Genomic DNA, 20,176 nt, shown 5'->3' with positions numbered 1-20,176 from the left:
TTGCGACGGTAGAAGCTTGTATTGTGTTTCATTTTCCGCAAGGTGGCGAATTTTTGTGAAAAACAGGGTTGTATTGATCTGTTTCAAAACAAATCCACGTTCCGCTTGCATTGATCACTGTTTTTTTATACAGTACTGTCTGTGTAAAGAATTTAACCCACTGGCGCTATCGCAGGCCGACCGATTCACGTGAATCGTCGACTGTAGAACGGCTGAAAGAACATATGGACGATAAAAAAGCTGTAGTACCCGCATCGGAAAAAGCCAAGGCGCTCGCCGCCGCACTGGCGCAGATCGAGAAGCAGTTTGGCAAAGGTTCGGTCATGCGCATGGATGCCAGCGCACCGATCGAAGAAGTGCAAGTCGTGTCGACCGGTTCGCTCGGCCTCGATATCGCGCTAGGCGTAGGCGGCTTGCCGCGCGGCCGCGTGGTGGAAATCTACGGTCCGGAATCGTCGGGTAAAACCACCCTGACCCTGCAAACCATTGCTGAAATGCAAAAACTGGGCGGCACCTGCGCCTTTATCGATGCCGAGCACGCGCTCGACGTCGGTTACGCGCAAAAGCTGGGCGTGAACCTGCATGAACTGCTGATCTCGCAACCGGATACGGGCGAGCAGGCGCTGGAAATCTGCGACGCCCTCGTGCGTTCGGGCAGCGTCGATCTGGTCGTCATCGACTCCGTGGCCGCACTGACGCCACGCGCCGAGATCGAAGGCGACATGGGCGATTCCCTGCCGGGCTTGCAAGCCCGTTTGATGTCGCAAGCCCTGCGCAAGCTGACCGGCTCCATCAACCGCACGAATACCCTGGTCATCTTCATCAACCAGATCCGCATGAAGATCGGCGTGATGTTCGGCAGCCCGGAAACGACCACCGGCGGCAATGCGCTGAAATTCTACGCCTCCGTGCGCCTGGATATCCGCCGCACCGGCTCGATCAAGTCCGGCGATGAAGTGATCGGCAACGAAACCAAGGTCAAGGTCGTCAAGAACAAGATCGCGCCACCGTTCAAGGAAGCGCACTTCGACATCCTGTACGGTGCCGGCACCTCGCGCGAAGGCGAAATCCTGGACCTGGGTTCGGATGCCAAGATCGTGGAAAAATCCGGTTCGTGGTACAGCTACAACGGCGAACGCATCGGCCAGGGCAAGGACAACGCCCGCGCCTTCCTGCAAGAGCGTCCGGCGCTGGCCCGCGAGATCGAAAACAAGGTCCGCGCTTCGCTGGGCGTGCGCGAACTGCCGCCGCTGGCTGCTGAAAAGCCGGAAAAAGCGGATAAAGCTGCCGACAAGGCTGCCAAGGCTGCGGAAGCCAAGGCCGCCGAGTAAGCGACAGTGGCGGGGCCCGCCTGGCCCGCCGGCGGCAGCTTGCCGCACAAAAAAGTTCTACAATGATTGCCGCCCTGCGCCTGTGCGCCTGGCGGCAATTGTGTTTTCAGTCCGGTGTGGTAAAGATGGGATACGGGTATGGCAGGGGTACAACTAAGCCTGAAGGGCAGGGCGCTACGCTTTCTGTCGATGCGCGAACATAGCCGCATGGAATTGCGGCGCAAGCTGCAGCGCCATGCGCAGGAGGGCGACGATGTGGAAGCCTTGCTCGACAGCCTGGAGCAAGCCAACTGGCTGTCGCAGGAGCGTTTTTCCGAGTCGCTGATCCATCGCCGCTCGGCCCGTTTCGGCAATAGTCGCATCATGGCGGAATTGCAAAGCCATGGCATTGGGGGCGAGGCGTTGCAGGAACTCAAGGCGGGCCTGGCCGAAGGGGAAGTGGCGCGCGCCTGCGAAGTGTGGCGCCGCAAATTTGGCGCAGTGGCGCAGGATGCCGAGCAGCGTAACAAGCAGATGCGCTTCCTGATGCAGCGCGGCTTTTCCCAGCGCGCTGTGCAGGTGGCGTTGAAGGGACTCGAGCCCGACGAGGACTAAGGCCGTCGTGCGTGCACTGGCGCTCCCGTATGCCGCCAGACAAGGTCGCTTTGCCGCTCCTGCCGTCTGCTTTGCGCCCTGGCCATGACCCGGCCGCCGCGCCGCGCGGCCGTGAACTGCGCTTTCAAATGCCCTCTGTTCGCGCTACTGGGCGCCCGCGATATCGGGTATTCTGGCGCTCGAACCCGGTGCGCTGCGTGCACCGCCACTGATCGAGACAGGAAGCGCAATGAGCAACTGGAATGCCGGCTATATGGCCGAGGTCGCCTATACCTATGGCTATTACGAAGAATTGAATCCCCTGCGCCTGCGCCTGCCCCTGCTGGCCGCCGGCCTGGTCCTGCCTGTCAATGGCACGGCTTGCGAACTGGGCTTCGGCCAGGGCGTCAGTGCCAACTTCCATGCTGCGGCGTCCGCCACGCGCTGGTATGGCAATGATTTCAATCCGGCCCAGGCGGCCTATGCCCAGGAACTGGCCAGCGCCGCTGGCGCCGGGGCGCAGTTCACGGACGAATCGTTCGAACAGTTTTGCCGCCGCGATGATTTGCCCGATTTCGATTTCATTTGCCTGCACGGCATCTGGAGCTGGATTTCGGCGGAAAACCGTGTATTGATCGTGGACTTCCTGCAGCGCAAGCTGAAAGTGGGCGGCGTCGCCTACCTCAGCTACAACACCCAGCCTGGCTGGGCGGCCATGATGCCGATGCGCGACTTGCTGACGGAGCATAGCCGTGTCATGGGGGCGCCGGGGCAAGGCGTGCTGGCGCGTATCGACGGCGCCATCGATTTCGTCGACAGGATGATCGCCACGAAGCCGCGCTATCTCGAGGCCAATCCCCTGCTGGCCGACCGCTTCGAGAAGCTGAAATCGTTTGAACGTCATTATGTTGCACACGAGTATTTCAATGCGGACTGGCAGCCGATGGCTTTTTCCCAGGTGGCTGCCATGTTGAGTGAAGCCAAGCTGGAGTTCGCCGCTTCCGCCACCTACACCGAGCATGTCGACATGCTCAATCTGACGGCCGAGCACCAGCAATTCCTGGCCGAGATTCCTGATCCCATCTTCCGCGAAACGACGCGGGCTTTTCTGATCAACCAGCAATTTCGCAGGGATTACTGGATCAAGGGTGCACGCACGCTGACGCCGTTCGCCCAGGCCACGGCCTTGCGGGCCGTGCGCGTGATGCTGGCGGTGCCGCGCGATACGGTGGTGTTGAGCGTGCATGGCGTGCTGGGCGATGCCGATATGGATGAGCGCGTGTATGGGCCCGTGCTCGATGCGCTTGCCGATCACCGTGTGCGCACGATCGGGGAACTGGAGCAGCAATTGGCTGGCACGGAAGCCAGCCTGGCCGCCTTGTTGCAGATCATGCTGATTCTGATCAGCAAGGGCAGTGTCTACGCCGTCCAGGACGATGCCGACATTGCCGTGGCAAGGCCGCAGACGGCGCGCCTGAATGCGTATTTGCTGGAGCAGGCGCTGGCAAGGTCCGACCTGTACAGCCTTGCCAGCCCGATGACGGGCGGCGGCGTGTTTGTACCGCATTTACAACAGCTGTTCCTGTGGGCGAAAATGCAAGGATGGCAAGAGCCGCAGGACTGGGTGCGTGAGACATGGACCGTGCTGATACGCCTGAAGCAGTTGCTGTCGAAGGATGGGCAGCCCTTGCTGACGGAGGAAGAGAACCTGGCCGAGCTGTGGGAGCATGCCCGCCATTTTGCCGAGCGTGCCTTGCCGGTTTTGCGCGCGCTGGGCGTGACCGACTGAGGCACGGTGTTGGCGTGTCCGCGCCATGCCGCAAGTTATGCGAATCGCGAATGATCGTCATTGATCTTGCGATTTGCATCAATAATCGCAGGCAGGCGAGCAGACCGGCGAAAAATTATGTTGCGGCGCAACCAGCGCCCAGTGTGCTACACTTTTAGGGTTTTTGCGGCGCCGCAGGTGCGGTTGCTGTTCGTAGAAGCTGCGAACAGAGTGCTTTAGGCACATGGCTGCTTACTAAATTATGGCCGCGCAAGCGGCATCGGTCTTATGCCCCTGTCAACTCCCGTATCCCGGCGCGCCCTCCGGCACTCCCGCGTTATCGACGTCCAAGCGTATGTGCGCGACGACGGCCTGTGGGATATTGACGCCCGTATCACCGATATCAAAAGCTATGACGCGACCCTGGCCTCCGGCCCCCGTCCCGCCGGCTCCCCCCTGCATGACCTCCACTTACGCATTACCGTCGATCGCGAACTGACCATCGTCGAGGCCGAAGCCGCCTCCGATGCCGTGCCCTATCCCGGTTTTTGCGATACCATCGGCCCCGCTTACAGAGCGCTGATCGGTCTGAATTTATTGAAGAATTTCCGCCGCGACTTGAAACAGCGCCTGGCGGGAATCGCCGGCTGTACCCATTTGACCGAACTGGCGCAAGTCTTGCCGACTGCGACGGTTCAGGCATTTGCCGGCGATGTCTGGTCGACCCGTGACGGTGCGAATGCTGACTTGTCGCATGAAAAGCCGTTTCAACTCGACAAATGCCACGCCCTGCGCACCGATGGCGGGGCGGTTGCACAGTATTACCCGCGCTGGGTAGCCAAAGCGTGATCCCGGCGCTCTGTTTTTCCTGTTTTTTTTGCACCACTAACCGTATTTTTACACATCAGTATCAGAAGGGAAGCCAGCATGAAAATCCATGAGTATCAAGCCAAAGAAATCCTCCGGCAATTCGGAGTGACGGTACCACGCGGTATTCCGTGCATGTCCGTCGAAGAAGCCGTCAAGGCTGCGGAAACCCTGGGCGGCCCGGTGTGGGTTGTCAAGGCGCAGATCCACGCAGGTGGCCGCGGCAAGGGCGGCGGCGTGAAAGTGGCAAAATCGATGGAACAGGTCAAGGAATACGCTGACCAGATCATGGGCATGCAGCTGATCACGCATCAGACCAGCGCCGAAGGCCAGAAAGTCAACCGCCTGCTGGTGGAAGAAGGCGCCGACATCAAGCAAGAACTGTACGTTTCGCTGGTCACCGACCGCGTTACCCAGAAAATCGTCCTGATGGCGTCGTCCGAAGGCGGCATGGACATCGAAGAAGTGGCCGAGAGCCACCCAGAGAAGATCCACCACGTCACCATCGAGCCGAGCGTTGGCCTGACCGATGCCCAGGCAGACGACATCGCGACCAAAATCGGCGTGCCTGCCGGTTCCATCGTCGACGCCCGCGTCAACCTGCAAGGCCTGTACAAAGCATACTGGGAAACCGATTGCTCGCTGGCCGAAATCAATCCGCTGATCGTCACCGGCAGCGGCAAAGTCATCGCCCTGGACGCCAAGTTCAACTTTGACCCGAACGCCCTGTTCCGTCATCCGGAAATCATCGCCCTGCGCGACCTGGACGAAGAAGATCCAGCTGAAATCGAAGCGTCGAAATTCGACCTGGCCTACATCTCGCTCGACGGCAACATCGGTTGCCTGGTGAACGGCGCCGGCCTGGCCATGGCCACCATGGACACGATCAAACTGTTCGGCGGCGAGCCAGCCAACTTCCTGGACGTCGGCGGCGGCGCCACGGCAGAAAAAGTGACCGAAGCGTTCAAGATCATGCTGAAAAACCCAGGCCTGAAAGCCATCCTGGTGAACATTTTCGGCGGCATCATGCGTTGCGACGTGATCGCCGAAGGCGTTATCGCCGCGGTGAAAGCCGTTTCGCTGAACGTACCGCTGGTGGTGCGCATGAAGGGCACCAACGAAGACCTGGGCAAAAAGATGCTGGCCGATTCCGGTCTGCCTATCATCGCAGCCGACACCATGGAAGATGCAGCCAAGAGCGTCGTTGCCGCCGCTGCCGGTCAAGCTTAATTAAGGAATCAACATGTCCATTCTGATCAATAAAGATACCAAAGTTGTTACCCAAGGGATCACCGGCAAGACCGGCCAGTTCCACACCCGCGGTTGCCGCGACTACGCGAACGGCAAAGCTGCCTTCGTGGCAGGCGTGAACCCGAAGAAAGCCGGCGAAGATTTCGAAGGCATTCCTATTTTCGCTAACGTTACCGAAGCGAAAAAAGAAACCGGCGCCAACGTTTCCGTCATCTACGTGCCGCCAGCAGGCGCGGCAGCGGCGATCTGGGAAGCTGTCGAAGCTGAAATGGATCTGGCCATTTGCATCACCGAAGGCATTCCTGTCCGCGACATGATGGCTTTGAAAGACCGCATGGCCAAAGCCAACAGCAAAACCCTGCTGCTGGGCCCTAACTGCCCAGGCTTGATCACGCCAGACGAAATCAAGATCGGCATCATGCCAGGTCACATCCACAAGAAGGGCCGTATCGGCGTTGTTTCGCGTTCGGGTACCCTGACCTATGAAGCAGTGGGTCAGCTGACCGCACTGGGCCTGGGCCAATCGTCGGCAGTCGGCATCGGCGGCGACCCGATCAACGGTCTGAAGCACATCGACATCATGAAGATGTTCAATGACGATCCAGATACCGACGCGGTCATCATGATCGGCGAAATCGGTGGTCCGGACGAAGCCAACGCGGCTTATTGGATCAAAGACAACATGAAAAAACCGGTCGTCGGCTTCATCGCTGGCGTAACGGCTCCTCCAGGAAAGCGCATGGGCCACGCCGGCGCGCTGATCTCGGGCGGTGCCGATACGGCACAAGCCAAGCTGGAAATCATGGAAGCTTGCGGCATCACCGTCACCAAAAACCCGTCGGAAATGGCGCGTCTGCTGAAAGCCATGCTGTAATCTCAGCCGGCTTACCGTAGTACAAAAAAGGAGCTTCGGCTCCTTTTTTTTGTCCGCAAGACAGGCCGCATCCCGGCCCGGGACGACGGCGCTGGTCCGAACCGGCCCAAATGTGTCGCTTTTCTTTCCACGTGTGCCGCCACTGCCCGGGCACGCCGCTGGCATGGCGCTTGCACCATGCACGGCGTGAGCAATGCACAATGGGAGGATACGATGCGCGCGCAAAGCGGATTTACCCTGATAGAACTGATGATCGTGGTGGCCATCGCCGGCATCCTGGCGGCCGTGGCCATTCCCCAGTATGGCGACTACACGATGCGGGCCAAGGTCAGCAATGTGCTGGCGGCCGCCGCGCCACTGAAGACTGCCGTGGCCCTGTGCGTGCAGGAAAACGGCGGGCTGGCTACCGCCTGCAGCACGCCTACCCAGGCCGTGCCCAGCGCCATCCCCGTGTTCAGTGCCACGCGCGAAGTGGCCAGCGCCACAGTGGACAAGGGCGATATCGTGCTGACCCTGGCGGCCGACCTGGGCACGGGTATCGGTGGACAAACCGTGACGATGACCATGAAGCCGGGCACGAGCAGCCTGACCTGGTTCAACAGCACCACCGTGACGAATGCGGCAGCGAAGGAAGCGATTACCAAAAACAACATTCCCGACGTGACGCCGACGCTGTAAGTGGCCCTGCCGCGCCAGCGTCAGACGATTTTTTGCCGGTCCGCGATCAGCGCTTCATAGGTGAGGTTTTGCAGCAAGGTGTAGTGGGTCGGTTCCAGGTCGATGAATTGCACGCCATACGTATAGATTTCCGTCACCTCGGCGGCGTGGCCATTCGACGGCTTGCCCACGCTGACGTTCTGGATGCGCGCGCGCGTGTTGACGCGCATCTGATGCTTGTTCGGCTGCACCAGCAGGGTAAAGCTGAGGGCCACGCCGTCGTCGTCCGGCGTGAGCATGCTGGGCGCCTCGATCAGCGCGCCGGAAACGCTGAGGTTGACGATGAACACGGGCACGGCCGCCACGTCGCGGTAGCTGAGCTGCGCCGGAATGTCCACTTTGACGCGCATGGCCGTGCGCAGGCTGGTGCCCTGGATGGCGTCGGGAAAGCTCAGGTGGACATAATTGAGCGGACGGCCAAAGATGCGCAGCACGCTGCAGGAAAACGAACACACGGTGACGCCGGAAAACACGCGGATGGTCAGCTTGTCGCCCTCGTTGAGCATGATGGCGGCGCCGTTTTCCATGGGAATCTTGACGATCAGGTATTCGTCTTTCACATAGCCGATCAGGGTCGAGAAATGCTGGATGGGTTTGATAGTGCGGTGCGTGATGAACTGGATGCGTCCACCCACCTGCAGATTCATGGCCTCGAATTCGAAGTCCTGGAGCTTGCTTTCCGCGGCGGGCTTGTTGCTAGTCATGCGATGCTCATCTGGATATGGTCGACTCGCAGTATGCATGATTTCTTAATGAAAAAGCATTTATATCAATGAAATTCATATTGGCATCGAAAAATGCCATGCGCGCGTGCCGGGGCAGGATTCAGGCTTTACAATTGCGTCAATATTGACGAATGTAAATTTTATGCCGCGCAGCTACTTCTGGACCATGTTGTTTCTGATCCTGCATCAAATTGACGCTGCCTACTGGAAAGAGTGGGAGATGTTTCATGTGCCGGGCGGCGTGCAGGGTTTTCTGGTGTTTAACCTGGCGGCGATTGTCCTGGTGCTGGCCGGTTACCGGCATGTGCTGCTGAACACCAGACAGGCGCCCCGCTATGCGGGTATCTGCGCCGCACTGGGCGCAGGCACCTTCCTGATCCACGCTGGCTTCGCGCTGGCAGGGCAGGAACAGTTCCACTTGCCCCTATCCGTGGCCATTATCGTGCTGTGCCTGGCATGCGCCGTGTGGCTGTTGCGCGATTTGCGCCGCGTCAAGGTGACGCGGCCAGTGCCCGCCTGAAACGGTGGCGTCTTACACCTCGGCGTGCCAGTCGCCCGACTTGCCGCCATGTTTTTCCAGCACGCGCACGTTCGTCATGACCATGCCACGGTCGACGGCCTTGCACATGTCGTAGATCGTCAGCAAGCCGATCTGCACGGAAGTGAGCGCTTCCATTTCCACGCCCGTCTTGCCCGCCGTGTCGACTTGGGCGCGGCAGTGCACGCTGTTGACCGCTTCGTCCACTTCAAAATCGACGGTGACGCGCGTGAGGGCCAGCGGGTGGCACAGGGGAATCAGGTCGCTGGTGCGCTTGGCGCCCATGATGGCGGCGATGCGGGCGATGCCCAGTACGTCGCCCTTCTTGGCGGTGCCGGAAATAATCAAGGCCAAGGTGGCGGGCTGCATGCGGATGGTGCCGGCGGCCACGGCGCTGCGGCGCGTGTCTTCCTTGCTGCCCACGTCGACCATATGGGCCTGGCCCGTGGCGTCGAAATGGGTCAGTTCCCCGGCGGGGGCTTGCTTGTCTGCTGTTGTCATGGCGTCAAAATAGGTGAGGAGTGGGGGCGCGGCAGGCCTGACCACGACGCCATGCTACTGGCATGGCGCATGCTTGTTGCGTGGGAATGGGCGCCGCGAACAAGGTATGATAGCACCCGTGAATTCAAAAACTCTTCTTCCGATCGTCCTTGAAAACGCCGGCGCGGCATGGCTGCGCAGCTCCCGGCGCGCGTCGGTGCTGGCTGCATTGTGGCTGGCGGCGCCCTGTACGCTGGCGCAAACCTATACCTCCGCGCCCGCGGCGCCGGTTGCCAGCGTGGCGGCCAAGCCGGCCGGCAGCTGGACGCCGCTGGCCGTGCCGCCGGCGCCGAATCTGCCGAACCTGGGTGATACGTCGCGCGAAGACCTGTCGCCGGCGATGGAGCGCAAGATCGGCGAGGAAATCATGCGCGGCATCCGCGGCGACCGCGACTACCTCGACGACGCGCCCTTGCTGGAATACCTGAACACCTTCGGCAACGCCCTCGTGGCGGCGCGCCCCAGCGTGCGGGGCGAAACGAATTACGACTATTTTTTCTTTGCCGTGCGCGATCCCCAGTTGAACGCGTTTGCCTTGCCGGGCGGCTTCATCGGCGTGCACTCGGCCCTGGTGCTGGCGGCGCAAACGGAGGCGGAACTGGCTTCCGTGCTGTCGCACGAGATCGGCCATGTGGCGCAGCGCCATATCGCGCGCATGCTGGGCCAGCAGCGCCAGGATGCCCTGATGCCGCTGGCCGCCATGTTGCTGGCGGCGCTCGCTTCGCGCGCGGGCGGCGACGTGGCCATGGGCGTGTTTGCCGCCGGCCAGGGCCTGGCCATCCAGCGCCAGCTCAATTTCGGCCGCGACGCCGAGCGCGAGGCGGACCGCATCGGTTTCCAGATCATGGGCGAAGCCGGTTTCGACACCACCGGCATGGTGGCCTTTTTCGGCCGTATGCAGGCGGCCAGCCGTTCGTACAGCGACCTGATGCCCGCCTATCTGCAGACCCACCCGCTGACGACCGAACGCATCGCCGACATCCAGGCGCGCATCCGCGAGCAGCCGTACAAGCAGCGTGCCGACAGCCTGAGTTTCCACCTGGCCCGGGCCCGCGCCCGCGTGCTGCAGGATGAAAGCGTGCAAGGCCTGTTGAATGCCAAGGCTCTCTTCAAGACGCAGCTGGAACAGCAAAGCCGTTTCCAGGTGACGGCCGCCCATTACGGCCTGTCTTTCGTCGCCGTCAAGCAGGGCAAGCCTGCGGAAGCGCAAAAGGAACTCGATGCGGCCAATGCGGCCCTGCACCAGCCGGCCGGGCCGAATGTGCTGACGTCGGGCGGCACGCAGGGCCCCAATTCGCTGCTGGCGGCGATGGGACTGGAAGTGCTGTTGATGCCGGGCCAAAAGAAGGAAGTGGCGCAACAGGTCCTGAAGGCGGCGGACGCTGCGCGCCAGCAGTTTCCCCTGTCGCGCGGCATCGCCCACCAGTATGCGGAAGCGCTGATGGCTGCCGGCAAGCTGGAGCAATCCACGCTGTATTTGCGCGAGCAGGTGCAGCTCTACAAGGAAGAGCCGGAACTGTATGATTTACTGGCGAAAGCCTATGCGGACCAGGGCAAGATGACCTTGCAGCACATGGCGCTGGCTGAATCCTACGTGCTGCAGGGCGCCACCATGGCCGCGCTGGACCAGCTGACGATTGCCCGCAAATCGACGGACGCGACTTTTTATGACCAGGCCGTGATCGATGCGCGCGAGCGCGAGTTGCAGGAAAAACGCCGCGAACAGATCAAGGACCAGAAGGGTTAGCGCTTACCCGGCTTGCGGCGCCTGCTGGAAGCCGAAGGTCTGCGCTACGCCGGCATAGGCCAGCGGCTGCACGGCAATCTCCTTGCCTGCATGCAATACGGTCAGCTTGCCCCGCTGTTCTTCCAGCCACGCCAGCAAGGCGTCGTCGCTGGCTTGCCGGCCGTCGATGCGCAGCGCGGGCAGCACCTGGGCCATGTCGCGGTCATCCACCTGCGCGACGATGTCGCCCTGGCGCAAGAGCAGCGCGCCGTTATCGCACCAATACGCTTGCGCGATCTGTTCCAGCGGCGCACCCGTCTGCAAGACGAAACCGTGCTGCGGGTCGCTGCGGGCGACGTAGGGCGTCGCTTCCAGATTCACATACACGCGCTGCGGGCCATTCTGGAAAAACCAGCAACCGCGTTCGTCCTGGGCGTAATTGCGGTTGATAAAGCTCAACAGGGCGGCGTGGGCGATCTTGTCGCCCGGCAATTTTTGCAGTTGCGCCTGCTGGTCGCGCATGCGCCAGTGGCCGCGCGCGTCCAGGCCCAGCCAGCCGTAGCAGTGGGGCACGTTCGGCCATTTGGCCAGGGCCTGCTTGACGAGTTCATCCATGTGTAGCGTTTTCCGTGTGAGTGCGCGCATCGCCAGCGTGACAGGTTTGCGGCGCCGATGGCGCCGTGTTGCCGCCTTCAAAAAAGTGGATCAGGCGCTGCGGCAACCAGCGTGTGCTTCCCGGCAATTTGCCTGCCGCAAAGCCGACGTGGCCGCCGTGGCGCGGATACTCGAGGGTGACCGTCGGCGCGGCGCTGCGCGGCAGGAAGCGTCCGGGCAGGAAAGGATCATTTTGCGCATTCAGTACCAGGGTCGGCACGGTGATGTCCGGCAAGACGTGCTTGGCGCTGGCGCGGTGCCAGTAATCGTCGGCATCACGGTAGCCGTGCAGGGGCGCCGTGACGACGTCGTCGAAGGCGTGCAAGTCGCGCGCGGCCAGCATGGCGTCGCGCGCAAACAGGCCGGGAAACTGTTCCAGCTTGGCCAGGCATTTCGGTTTCAAGGTGTTCAGGAACATGCGCGTGTAGAGCCGGTTGGCGCCGGAAGACAGGGCCTTACCCCCTTGCGCCAGATCAAGGGGGGCGGACACGGCCGCTGCCGCATCGACGAAATCGGCCTGGTGCTGCGACTGGCCCAGCCAGCACAGCAGGGCGTTGCCGCCCAGCGAGACGCCGGCCGCGTAAAACTTGCCCGTGGCGCGCGGGCGCAATGTGCGCACGACCCAGTCCACTTCCTGCGCATCGCCCGAGTGGTAGAAGCGCGGCGCCAGGTTGGCTTCGCCCGAGCAGCCGCGGAAATGCGGCACGGCGCCCGACCAGCCGCGCGCGGCCACTTCGGCCATCAGGGCGCGCGCGTAGTGGCTGTTCGACGAGCCTTCCAGGCCGTGGAACAGCACCACGAAGGGCTGGCCCGGCTGGCCGTCGACCAGGTCGACGTCGACGAAATCGCCATCCGGCGCCTGCCAGCGTTCGCGGCGGAAGGCCACGGCCGGCTTGGCAAGGCACACGGCAGGATAAATCGTCTGCGCATGGCCGCCAGGCAGCCAGAGCGGGGCAGTATAGGAAAGAGACAAAGACATCAGTGCAGGATCTGCGCCCCCGTGGCGTCGGCCGGCGCGCCGCCCGGCGCGATGGAGGCATGGTGCAGCACGATGCGCCAGCCGCGCGGCGTTTTCACGTACACATTCGTCGCCAGCAGATGCGCCGGACCGCCTTCTTCCTGGGTGACGCCTTCGATCACCGTGTGCACCGAACTCATCAGGTTGTGCGTTTCATGCAGCTGCGCCGGCACGATGTGCAGGCCGCCGCCCGCCAGGATGGTTTCCCACGAGGCGCGGATGGCGGCATGGCCGATCAGGCGCGCGCCGCCCGGATGGATGCAGACGATCTCTTCATCGTCGGCCCACAGTGCCATCAGCGCTTCGAGGTCGGCGCGGTGCAAGGCATCGTAGAACGCCGCCTCGACTTCCGCGGCGCTGCCATTGAGTTCTTTCAGACGTTTCATGACGACTCCGGCTTGATCGGTACAGCTAGCTGTGTAAATGAAAACGGCGCGCTGGGGGCGCGCCGCTGGGCAGTTTAATGATGGCCGGCGCTGGCGCCTTCCTTCAGGGTGTAGGCCGTGCCGCAGTACGGGCACTTGGCGATACCGTCCTTGTTGAATTCCAGGAACACACGCGGATGCGACGACCACAGCGGCATGGCCGGGTTAGGGCAGTGGGCTGGCAGGTCTTTACTGTCGAGTTCGACCGCTGGCTGGGTGGTTTTTGTCATCTTGTCATGCTCCGTGAGGCTGTATGGAAGGAAGTCGGCTGCTGCCAAAACCACGATTTTAACGGATTCAGGCAGACAGCAAAAATCATGGCTAAAATGGCGGCTCGATCATCTTCGGCTGCGGCGCGGGTTTTTACGGAAATATGGCAGCTGCAGCGCCACACTGACTGGATTTGCCTTGCCGGTATCGCCGTTGTCCCCCTTGTCGCCACGCACCATTGTTGTGCAGTTACCACAGTACGCCTGCCGGAGCGCCGCGTGAACGCCGTCCTGGCCGCCAAGGATGACGCCCTGCTGAAAGATGCCTGGCGCGCCGGCCTGAACCTGGGTGCGCCCACCCTGCTGGGCATCGCCGCCTGGGGCATGGTGGTGGGCGTGGCCATGGTGAAAAGCGGCTTGACTGTAGCGCAGGCGGGGGCCATGACCCTGTTTGTCTTTGCCGGCTCGGCCCAGCTCGCGTCCTTGCCGCTGCTGGCCGCGCATGCGCCCGTGTGGGTGATCTTCGCCACGGCCCTCGTCGTCAATTTGCGTTTTGTCATCTTTTCCGTGCTGCTGGCGCCCCATTTTTCCCATCTGCCGTGGCGCCAGCGCTTTGGGCTCGGCTATGTGGCGGGCGACATCACGGTGGGCCTGTTCCTGCAGCGCTATCCGCACGAAACGCCGGACCCGGCCAAGCTGCCTTTCCTGAAAGGCTTGATCTACCCCAACTGGCTGGCCTGGCAAATCGGTTCCTTCATCGGTATCGTGCTGGGCGCCGTCGTGCCGGCCGAATGGGGGCTGGGTTTTGCCGGCACCCTGGCGATCCTGTGCGTGACGGTGCCGCTGATCCTCAGCCGCGCCGCCCTGTGCGGCGTGCTGGTGGCGGGTGCGGTGGCCGTGCTGGCCTACGGCCTGCCGTATAAGCTGGGCTTGCTGGTGGCCGTCGTGGTGGGCATGGTCAGCGCCATGGCCGTGGAAGAATTGACAGAAAAATGGACAAAACGCCATGTTTGACGGCATAGACTGGGGCAGGGCCGACGTGTGGATCGCCATCGGCGTGCTGGTGGTGGCGACGGCCGCCACGCGCAGCACCTTCTGGCTGATCGGCCATCACATCACCATTCCGCGCCGCGTGGGCGAGATGCTGCGCTATGCGCCGGCCTGCGCGCTGGCCGCCATCATCGCGCCCGACATGCTGATGGAGGGGCAGCAAGTGCACCTTGAATTGTCGAATTTGAAACTCTTGTCCGGTATTGCCGCCACGCTCTTTTTTGTGATTCGCCGCAATATGCTGCAAACCATCGTGTTTGGCATGCTGGTTTTCACGGGCTTGCGACTGTTGCACGTTTTTCAGTAAAGCAGGACAAATCGGGGATTTGCTCTGGTCATTGCGGTAAAATAGCGCACTTCCTTCCACTCGTCATCTGGATCGCCATGTCAGCTGTTCTCAACTTCATCCGTCTGCAAGATTTGATCGCCCAAAATGCACTGCAAGGCAAGCGCGTGTTTATCCGCGCCGACCTGAACGTCCCGCAAGATGACAGTGGCAAGATCACCGAAGATACGCGCATCCGCGCCTCGGTGCCGGCCATCCGCGCCGCGCTGGACGCTGGCGCCGCCGTCATGGTGACGTCGCACCTGGGCCGCCCGACGGAAGGCGAGTTCAAGCCGGCCGACAGCCTGGCGCCCGTGGCGGCACGCCTGTCCGAGCTGCTGGGCCAGGAAGTTGCATTGAAACAAAACTGGGTCGATGGCGCCGGCCTGGAAAACCTGGCTGCCGGCCAGGTCGTCCTGCTGGAAAACGTGCGCGTCAACAAGGGCGAAAAGAAAAACAGCGATGAGCTGGCGCAAAAAATGGCCAAATTGTGCGATATCTACGTCAATGACGCGTTCGGCACGGCTCACCGCGCCGAAGCGTCCACGCACGGCATCGCCAAGTTCGCGCCCGTCGCTTGCGCCGGCCCGCTGCTGGCCGCCGAACTCGATGCATTGGGCAAGGCGCTGCACGCGCCAGCCCGTCCGCTGCTGGCCATTGTTGCTGGTTCGAAAGTATCGAGCAAGCTGACCATCCTGAAAGCCCTGTCCGACAAGGTCGATAACCTGATCGTCGGCGGCGGCATCGCCAACACCTTCATGAAAGCTGTCGGCTTGAATGTCGGCAAGTCGCTGGTGGAAGCGGAACTCGTCGAGGAAGCGAAAGCCATCATCGACATCATGGCCAAGCGCGGCGCGCAAGTGCCGATTCCCGTCGATGTCGTGTGCGCCAAGGAATTCTCGCCCACGGCCGTTGCCACCGTCAAGGACGTGGCCGACGTGGCGGACGACGACATGATCCTCGATATCGGCCCGAAAACGGCGGCCTTGCTGGCGCAGCAAATCGGCGCCGCCGGCACCATCGTGTGGAACGGCCCCGTGGGCGTGTTCGAATTCGACCAGTTCGGCAACGGCACCAAGACCCTGGCCCTGGCCATTGCCGATTCGAAAGCATTCTCCATCGCTGGCGGTGGCGACACCCTGGCGGCGATTGCCAAATACGACATTACCGATAAAATCAGCTATATCTCGACGGGCGGCGGCGCTTTCCTGGAGTTCCTGGAAGGCAAGACTTTACCCGCCGTTGAAATCCTGATGCAGCGCGCCGCTTAAGGCGCTGCCGTCAGCAATTCAGTACCAAGCGCAGCCTGATCGCTGCGCTTTTACCTTGCCGGGCGGTTCAGCCGCCAGGTCTTGCTCACCTTCGCTCGCGCACAAGGACTCCTATGCCACGCGGTACAAAAATCGTAGCAACAATCGGCCCCGCTTCCACCGACTTCGATATCCTGGTGAAGATGATACGTGCGGGCGTCGACGTGGTGCGCTTGAATTTTTCCCACGGCAAGGCGCAAGACCATATCGACCGCGCGGCGCTGGTGCGCCTGGCGGCGGCCGAGTGCGGCCGCGAAGTGGCCATCATGGCCGACATGCAAGGGCCGAAGATTCGCGTCGGCAAGTTTGAAAATTCCCGCATCCAGCTGGAAGCGGGCGACAAGTTTATCCTCGACGCCAAGTGGGGCGAAAACGGCGAACTGGGCAACCAGGAGCGTGTCGGCCTCGACTACAAGGCCCTGCCGCGCGACTTGCACAAGGGCGACGTGCTGTTGCTGAACGACGGCCTCATCGTGCTGATCGTCGAGCGCATCCACGGCAGCGAAATCCACACCACCGTCAAGATTGGCGGCGAGTTGTCGAACAACAAGGGTATCAACCGCCAGGGCGGCGGCCTGTCCGCGCCCGCGTTGACGGCCAAGGATATGGAAGATATCAAGACGGCCATGAGTTTCCAGGCCGACTATCTGGCTATTTCCTTCCCGAAATGTGCGACCGACATGGAAATGGCGCGCCAGCTGGCCAATATCGCCGGCGAACCGTACCACCACAAGCCGATGATGATCGCCAAGATCGAGCGCGCGGAAGCCATTCCTGCCCTGCAAGAGATTCTCGACGCGTCCGACGGCATCATGGTGGCGCGCGGCGACCTGGCGGTCGAGGTGGGCAACGCGGCCGTGCCGGCCCTGCAGAAACGCATGATCAAGATGGCGCGCGCGTCGAACAAGATTGCTATTACGGCAACACAGATGATGGAATCGATGATCGTCAACGCCGTGCCGACCCGCGCGGAAGTGTCCGACGTGGCCAATGCCGTGCTCGATGGCACGGACGCCGTCATGACGTCGGCCGAAACGGCCTCGGGCAAGTACCCGATCGAGACGGTGGAAATGATGGCCGCCATCTGCGTGGAAGCGGAACAGTCCGAATACAACAAGCTCGATGCCGATTTCCTCAACGTCACGTTTACCCGCATCGACCAGTCGATCGCCTACGGCGCGCTGTTCACGGCCCATCACCTGCGCGTCAAAGCCATCGTGGCGCTGACGGAATCCGGTTCCACCGCCTTGTGGATGAGCCGCCACAGTATCGACACGCCGATCTACGCGCTCACGCCCAGTGTCACCACTTTGCGCAAAGCCGCGCTGTACCGCAATGTTCGGGCGTATCATCTGATGCAGAACGCCCCCAGCGCGCAAGTGCTGAAGCAGGCGGAAGAGCTGCTGGTGGCGCAGGGCATCGTCCGCAAGGGCGACATGATCGTCGTCACCTGGGGCGAGCCGATGGGGCAGGTGGGCGGCACGAATGCCTTGAAGATTGTGAAGGTAGGCGAATTCGAGTAAAAACTGCCAGGGCGTTGTTGCATTGCCTAGTCGTACTAGTTGTACTGCCTTCGGCAACGCGCCTAGCCCTGAGCAGTTTGTTGGACGTTCTAATTTAGTTGAAAGAATTCAGGCGCCGCCGCGGTTATTGACCACCGCGAAGCGCCGCAACGGTTTCTATTGTTATCTGGAGTATTACCATGTCTCTCGTATCCATGCGTCAACTGCTGGACCATGCCGCCGAAAACGGTTATGGCATTCCTGCTTTCAACGTCAACAACCTGGAGCAAGTGCAAGCCATCATGGCTGCCGCCGATGCGCTGAACAGCCCGGTGATCATGCAAGCGTCCGCTGGCGCGCGCAAGTACGCCGGTGAAGCGTTCCTGCGCCACCTGATCGACGCGGCCGTCGAAGCGTATCCGCACATTCCTGTCGTCATGCACCAGGATCACGGCCAGTCGCCGGCCGTCTGCATGGCCGCCATCCGCTCGGGTTTTACTTCCGTGATGATGGACGGTTCGCTGGAAGCGGACGGCAAGTCGGTCGCTTCGTATGAATACAACGTGGAAGTGTCGCGTGAAGTGGTGAAATTCTCGCACGCCATCGGCGTGACGGTGGAAGCGGAACTGGGCGTGCTCGGTTCGCTGGAAACCATGAAGGGCGACAAGGAAGACGGCCACGGCGCCGACGGCACCATGACCCGCGAGCAACTGCTGACGGACGTGGCGCAAGCGGCCGATTTCGTGCAGCGCACCCAGTGCGACGCCCTGGCGATCGCCATCGGCACCTCGCACGGCGCGTACAAGTTTACCCGCAAGCCGACGGGCGACATCCTGGCCATCGACCGCATCAAGGAAATCCACGCGCGCATTCCGAACACCCACCTGGTGATGCACGGTTCCTCGTCGGTACCGCAGGAATTGCTGGCCATCATCCGCGAATTCGGCGGCGACATGAAGGAAACCTACGGCGTGCCAGTCGAGGAAATCCAGGAAGGCATCCGTCACGGCGTGCGCAAGATCAACATCGACACCGACATCCGCCTGGCGATGACGGCCGCGATCCGCAAGTACCTGTTCGAGAACCCGTCGAAATTCGACCCGCGCGACTTCCTGAAGCCAGCCCGCACCGCCGCCGAGCAAATCGTGCGCGCGCGCATGCAGGCGTTCGGCTGCGAAGGCCAGGCGTCGAAAATCAAGGTCATCACGATGGAAAAAATGGCCGAGCGCTACAAGGCCGGCGAGCTGTCGCAAATTGTGAAGTAAAATTCTGTCTGGAACGGGCCGGAAGCAATGCTCCGTGCCCGATTTTCTCGACCGGTGGGCACCCCCTGCCTGCCGGTTTCGTTTCATCCAACTATTCCCCCGCTATGAACAGCCTCTATCAGACTTCCATCCACTCCCTGCCATTGCTGGGCCACGGCAAGGTCCGCGACAACTACGCCGTTGGCGACGACAAGATCCTGATCGTCACCACGGACCGCCTGTCGGCCTTCGATGTCGTCATGAACGAGCCTATCCCCGGCAAGGGCAAGGTCCTCAACCAGATGAGCGATTTCTGGTTCGAGAAGCTGGGCCACATCGTGCCGAACCACCTGACCGGCGTGGCGCCGGAATCCGTGGTGGCGCCAGAGGAAGTGGAGCAAGTGCAAGGCCGCGCCGTGGTGGCCAAGCGCCTGAAACCGATCATGGTGGAGGCAGTCGTGCGCGGCTATATCATCGGTTCGGGCTGGAAAGATTACCAAGATACGGGCAGCATCTGCGGCATCGCGCTGCCAGCGGGCTTGCAACAGGCGGAAAAACTGCCGGAGCCGATCTTCACCCCGGCAGCCAAGGCCGAACTGGGCGAGCATGACGAAAACATCAGCTTTGCTGAAATGGAAGAGCGCATCGGTGCCGACCTGGCCGCCAAGATGCGCGACGTCGCCATTGCCCTGTACAAGACGGCCGCCGAATACGCTGCCACACGCGGCATCATCATCGCCGACACCAAGTTTGAATTCGGCCTGGACGACAATGGCGTCATGCATCTGATGGATGAAGTGCTGACGGCCGACTCGTCGCGCTTCTGGCCTGCCGATTCGTATCAGCCTGGCATTTCGCCACCGTCGTTCGACAAGCAATTCGTGCGCGACTACCTGGAAACCTTGACCTGGGGCAAGACCGCACCGGCGCCGGCGCTGCCGGCCGACGTCATCGAAAAAACCCAGGCCAAGTACTTCGAAGCCATCGAACGCCTGACGGGCGAGAAGCTGAAGGCCTGAGATGAGCGAGCAGAATAAGCCGCTGGTCGGCGTCATCATGGGGTCGTCCTCGGACTGGGACGTGATGCAAAATGCAGTTGCCATCCTGAAACAGTTTGGCGTGCCGTACGAAGCGCAAGTCATTTCCGCGCACCGCATGCCCGACGAGATGTATGCGTACGCGAAAAGCGCGCGCGCGCGCGGCTTGCGCGCCATCATCGCCGGCGCCGGCGGCGCGGCCCACCTGCCTGGCATGGTGGCAGCGATGACCATCGTGCCCGTGCTGGGCGTGCCCGTGCCATCGAAATACTTGCGTGGCGAAGACTCCATGCTGTCCATCCTGCAAATGCCCAAGGGCGTGCCGGTCGCCACTTTCGCCATCGGCGAAGCGGGCGCGGCGAATGCGGCGCTGACGGCCGTGGCGATGCTGGCCGCCAACGACGATGTCCTGGCCGAAAAGCTGGAAGCGTTCCGTACCACGCAAACGGCCGCCGCCAAGGCCATGGTCTTGCCTGATTAATATGTTTGAAA

The 20,176-nt window shown here is 61.7% G+C and carries 22 protein-coding genes; 16 read left to right on the top strand and 6 right to left on the bottom strand.

From position 1 onward, the window contains the following. Positions 1-224 precede the first annotated feature (224 nt). The 7 genes from recA to VPH40_RS15420 all read left to right on the top strand — a co-directional run bounded on the left by recA (position 225) and on the right by VPH40_RS15420 (position 7,342). Positions 225-1,331, top strand: coding sequence for a recombinase RecA (recA, locus tag VPH40_RS15450; protein WP_071321836.1), 1,107 nt, complete (start codon positions 225-227; stop codon positions 1,329-1,331). Positions 1,332-1,469: 138 nt separating this feature from the next. Further along, complete coding sequence (recX, locus tag VPH40_RS15445; RefSeq protein WP_328573890.1) at positions 1,470-1,925, top strand: recombination regulator RecX; 456 nt, start codon at positions 1,470-1,472, stop codon at positions 1,923-1,925. Positions 1,926-2,154: 229 nt separating this feature from the next. Then, positions 2,155-3,693, top strand: a complete 1,539-nt coding sequence (locus VPH40_RS15440; protein ID WP_328573889.1) for a class I SAM-dependent methyltransferase — start codon at positions 2,155-2,157, stop codon at positions 3,691-3,693. A gap of 267 nt (positions 3,694-3,960) precedes the next feature. Continuing rightward, positions 3,961-4,521, top strand: coding sequence for a DUF2889 domain-containing protein (locus VPH40_RS15435; protein WP_077408684.1), 561 nt, complete (start codon positions 3,961-3,963; stop codon positions 4,519-4,521). Between the two features lie 78 nt (positions 4,522-4,599). Next, positions 4,600-5,769: an ADP-forming succinate--CoA ligase subunit beta gene (sucC, locus tag VPH40_RS15430; protein ID WP_034788653.1), complete on the top strand. Its 1,170-nt coding sequence runs from the start codon at positions 4,600-4,602 to the stop codon at positions 5,767-5,769. Positions 5,770-5,782: 13 nt separating this feature from the next. Beyond that, on the top strand, positions 5,783-6,664 hold the full coding sequence (gene sucD / locus VPH40_RS15425) for a succinate--CoA ligase subunit alpha (RefSeq protein ID WP_034746085.1): 882 nt from the start codon (positions 5,783-5,785) through the stop codon (positions 6,662-6,664). 213 nt (positions 6,665-6,877) lie between these two features. After that, positions 6,878-7,342 carry a pilin gene (locus tag VPH40_RS15420; protein ID WP_092608610.1) on the top strand — a complete coding sequence of 155 codons (465 nt, stop codon included), beginning with the start codon at positions 6,878-6,880 and terminating at the stop codon, positions 7,340-7,342. Positions 7,343-7,362: 20 nt separating this feature from the next. Here the strand turns inward: VPH40_RS15420 and VPH40_RS15415 are convergent, their stop codons facing one another. Further along, positions 7,363-8,085 carry a flagellar brake protein gene (locus VPH40_RS15415; protein ID WP_305054140.1) on the bottom strand — a complete coding sequence of 241 codons (723 nt, stop codon included), beginning with the start codon at positions 8,083-8,085 and terminating at the stop codon, positions 7,363-7,365. A 163-nt stretch (positions 8,086-8,248) separates the two neighbouring features. Here VPH40_RS15415 and VPH40_RS15410 point away from each other — a divergent pair, with 163 nt between their 5' ends. Next, positions 8,249-8,626 (top strand): DUF6713 family protein, encoded by a 378-nt coding sequence (locus VPH40_RS15410; RefSeq protein WP_328573888.1) that lies wholly within the window; start codon positions 8,249-8,251, stop codon positions 8,624-8,626. A gap of 12 nt (positions 8,627-8,638) precedes the next feature. On the opposite strand, the gene moaC is transcribed toward VPH40_RS15410, so the two are convergent. Continuing rightward, positions 8,639-9,145, bottom strand: coding sequence for a cyclic pyranopterin monophosphate synthase MoaC (gene moaC / locus VPH40_RS15405; RefSeq protein ID WP_328573887.1), 507 nt, complete (start codon positions 9,143-9,145; stop codon positions 8,639-8,641). Between the two features lie 196 nt (positions 9,146-9,341). Between moaC and VPH40_RS15400 the strand changes: the two genes are divergently transcribed. Continuing rightward, positions 9,342-10,931 carry a M48 family metallopeptidase gene (locus tag VPH40_RS15400; protein WP_328573981.1) on the top strand — a complete coding sequence of 530 codons (1,590 nt, stop codon included), beginning with the start codon at positions 9,342-9,344 and terminating at the stop codon, positions 10,929-10,931. 3 nt (positions 10,932-10,934) lie between these two features. Here VPH40_RS15400 and VPH40_RS15395 read toward each other — a convergent pair whose 3' ends face one another. The 4 genes from VPH40_RS15395 to VPH40_RS15380 all read right to left on the bottom strand — a co-directional run bounded on the left by VPH40_RS15395 (position 10,935) and on the right by VPH40_RS15380 (position 13,237). Continuing rightward, the gene (locus VPH40_RS15395) at positions 10,935-11,525 is read right to left on the bottom strand and encodes a DUF2946 family protein (protein ID WP_328573886.1); all 591 of its coding nucleotides are present in this window, start codon (positions 11,523-11,525) and stop codon (positions 10,935-10,937) included. After that, positions 11,518-12,543 (bottom strand): YheT family hydrolase, encoded by a 1,026-nt coding sequence (locus tag VPH40_RS15390; protein WP_099666362.1) that lies wholly within the window; start codon positions 12,541-12,543, stop codon positions 11,518-11,520. Before VPH40_RS15390 ends, VPH40_RS15395 begins: the two co-directional genes overlap by 8 nt. After that, a complete protein-coding gene (locus VPH40_RS15385; protein WP_034780622.1) occupies positions 12,543-12,968 on the bottom strand; it encodes a YybH family protein in 426 nt (141 codons plus the stop codon). The genes VPH40_RS15390 and VPH40_RS15385 overlap by 1 nt, the downstream gene beginning before the upstream one ends. Before the next feature lie 74 nt (positions 12,969-13,042). Beyond that, positions 13,043-13,237: a zinc-finger domain-containing protein gene (locus VPH40_RS15380; RefSeq protein WP_034780619.1), complete on the bottom strand. Its 195-nt coding sequence runs from the start codon at positions 13,235-13,237 to the stop codon at positions 13,043-13,045. Positions 13,238-13,495: 258 nt separating this feature from the next. Between VPH40_RS15380 and VPH40_RS15375 the strand changes: the two genes are divergently transcribed. From VPH40_RS15375 to purE, 7 genes are all read left to right on the top strand, one after another. Continuing rightward, positions 13,496-14,230, top strand: a complete 735-nt coding sequence (locus VPH40_RS15375; RefSeq protein ID WP_305057314.1) for an AzlC family ABC transporter permease — start codon at positions 13,496-13,498, stop codon at positions 14,228-14,230. Next, entirely contained in the window at positions 14,223-14,573 is a 351-nt protein-coding gene (locus VPH40_RS15370) for an AzlD domain-containing protein (RefSeq protein WP_328573885.1), read from the top strand. Before VPH40_RS15375 ends, VPH40_RS15370 begins: the two co-directional genes overlap by 8 nt. 77 nt (positions 14,574-14,650) lie before the next feature. Then, positions 14,651-15,862 carry a phosphoglycerate kinase gene (locus VPH40_RS15365; RefSeq protein ID WP_099666365.1) on the top strand — a complete coding sequence of 404 codons (1,212 nt, stop codon included), beginning with the start codon at positions 14,651-14,653 and terminating at the stop codon, positions 15,860-15,862. A gap of 113 nt (positions 15,863-15,975) precedes the next feature. Next, the gene (pyk, locus tag VPH40_RS15360; protein ID WP_099666366.1) at positions 15,976-17,424 is read left to right on the top strand and encodes a pyruvate kinase; all 1,449 of its coding nucleotides are present in this window, start codon (positions 15,976-15,978) and stop codon (positions 17,422-17,424) included. 179 nt (positions 17,425-17,603) lie between these two features. After that, a complete protein-coding gene (gene fba, locus VPH40_RS15355; protein ID WP_010401625.1) occupies positions 17,604-18,668 on the top strand; it encodes a class II fructose-bisphosphate aldolase in 1,065 nt (354 codons plus the stop codon). A gap of 104 nt (positions 18,669-18,772) precedes the next feature. Beyond that, positions 18,773-19,666 (top strand): phosphoribosylaminoimidazolesuccinocarboxamide synthase, encoded by an 894-nt coding sequence (locus VPH40_RS15350; protein ID WP_077408674.1) that lies wholly within the window; start codon positions 18,773-18,775, stop codon positions 19,664-19,666. A gap of 1 nt (position 19,667) precedes the next feature. Beyond that, positions 19,668-20,165 carry a 5-(carboxyamino)imidazole ribonucleotide mutase gene (purE, locus tag VPH40_RS15345; RefSeq protein WP_077408673.1) on the top strand — a complete coding sequence of 166 codons (498 nt, stop codon included), beginning with the start codon at positions 19,668-19,670 and terminating at the stop codon, positions 20,163-20,165. The last annotated feature ends 11 nt before the right edge of the window (positions 20,166-20,176 follow it).

It is taken from the genome of Janthinobacterium sp. P210005, from assembly GCF_036231865.1.
Classification (GTDB): domain Bacteria; phylum Pseudomonadota; class Gammaproteobacteria; order Burkholderiales; family Burkholderiaceae_D; genus Janthinobacterium; species Janthinobacterium kumbetense.
The sequence above is the reverse complement of the archived record's forward strand: the minus strand, read 5'-3'. Positions and strand labels throughout refer to the sequence as shown.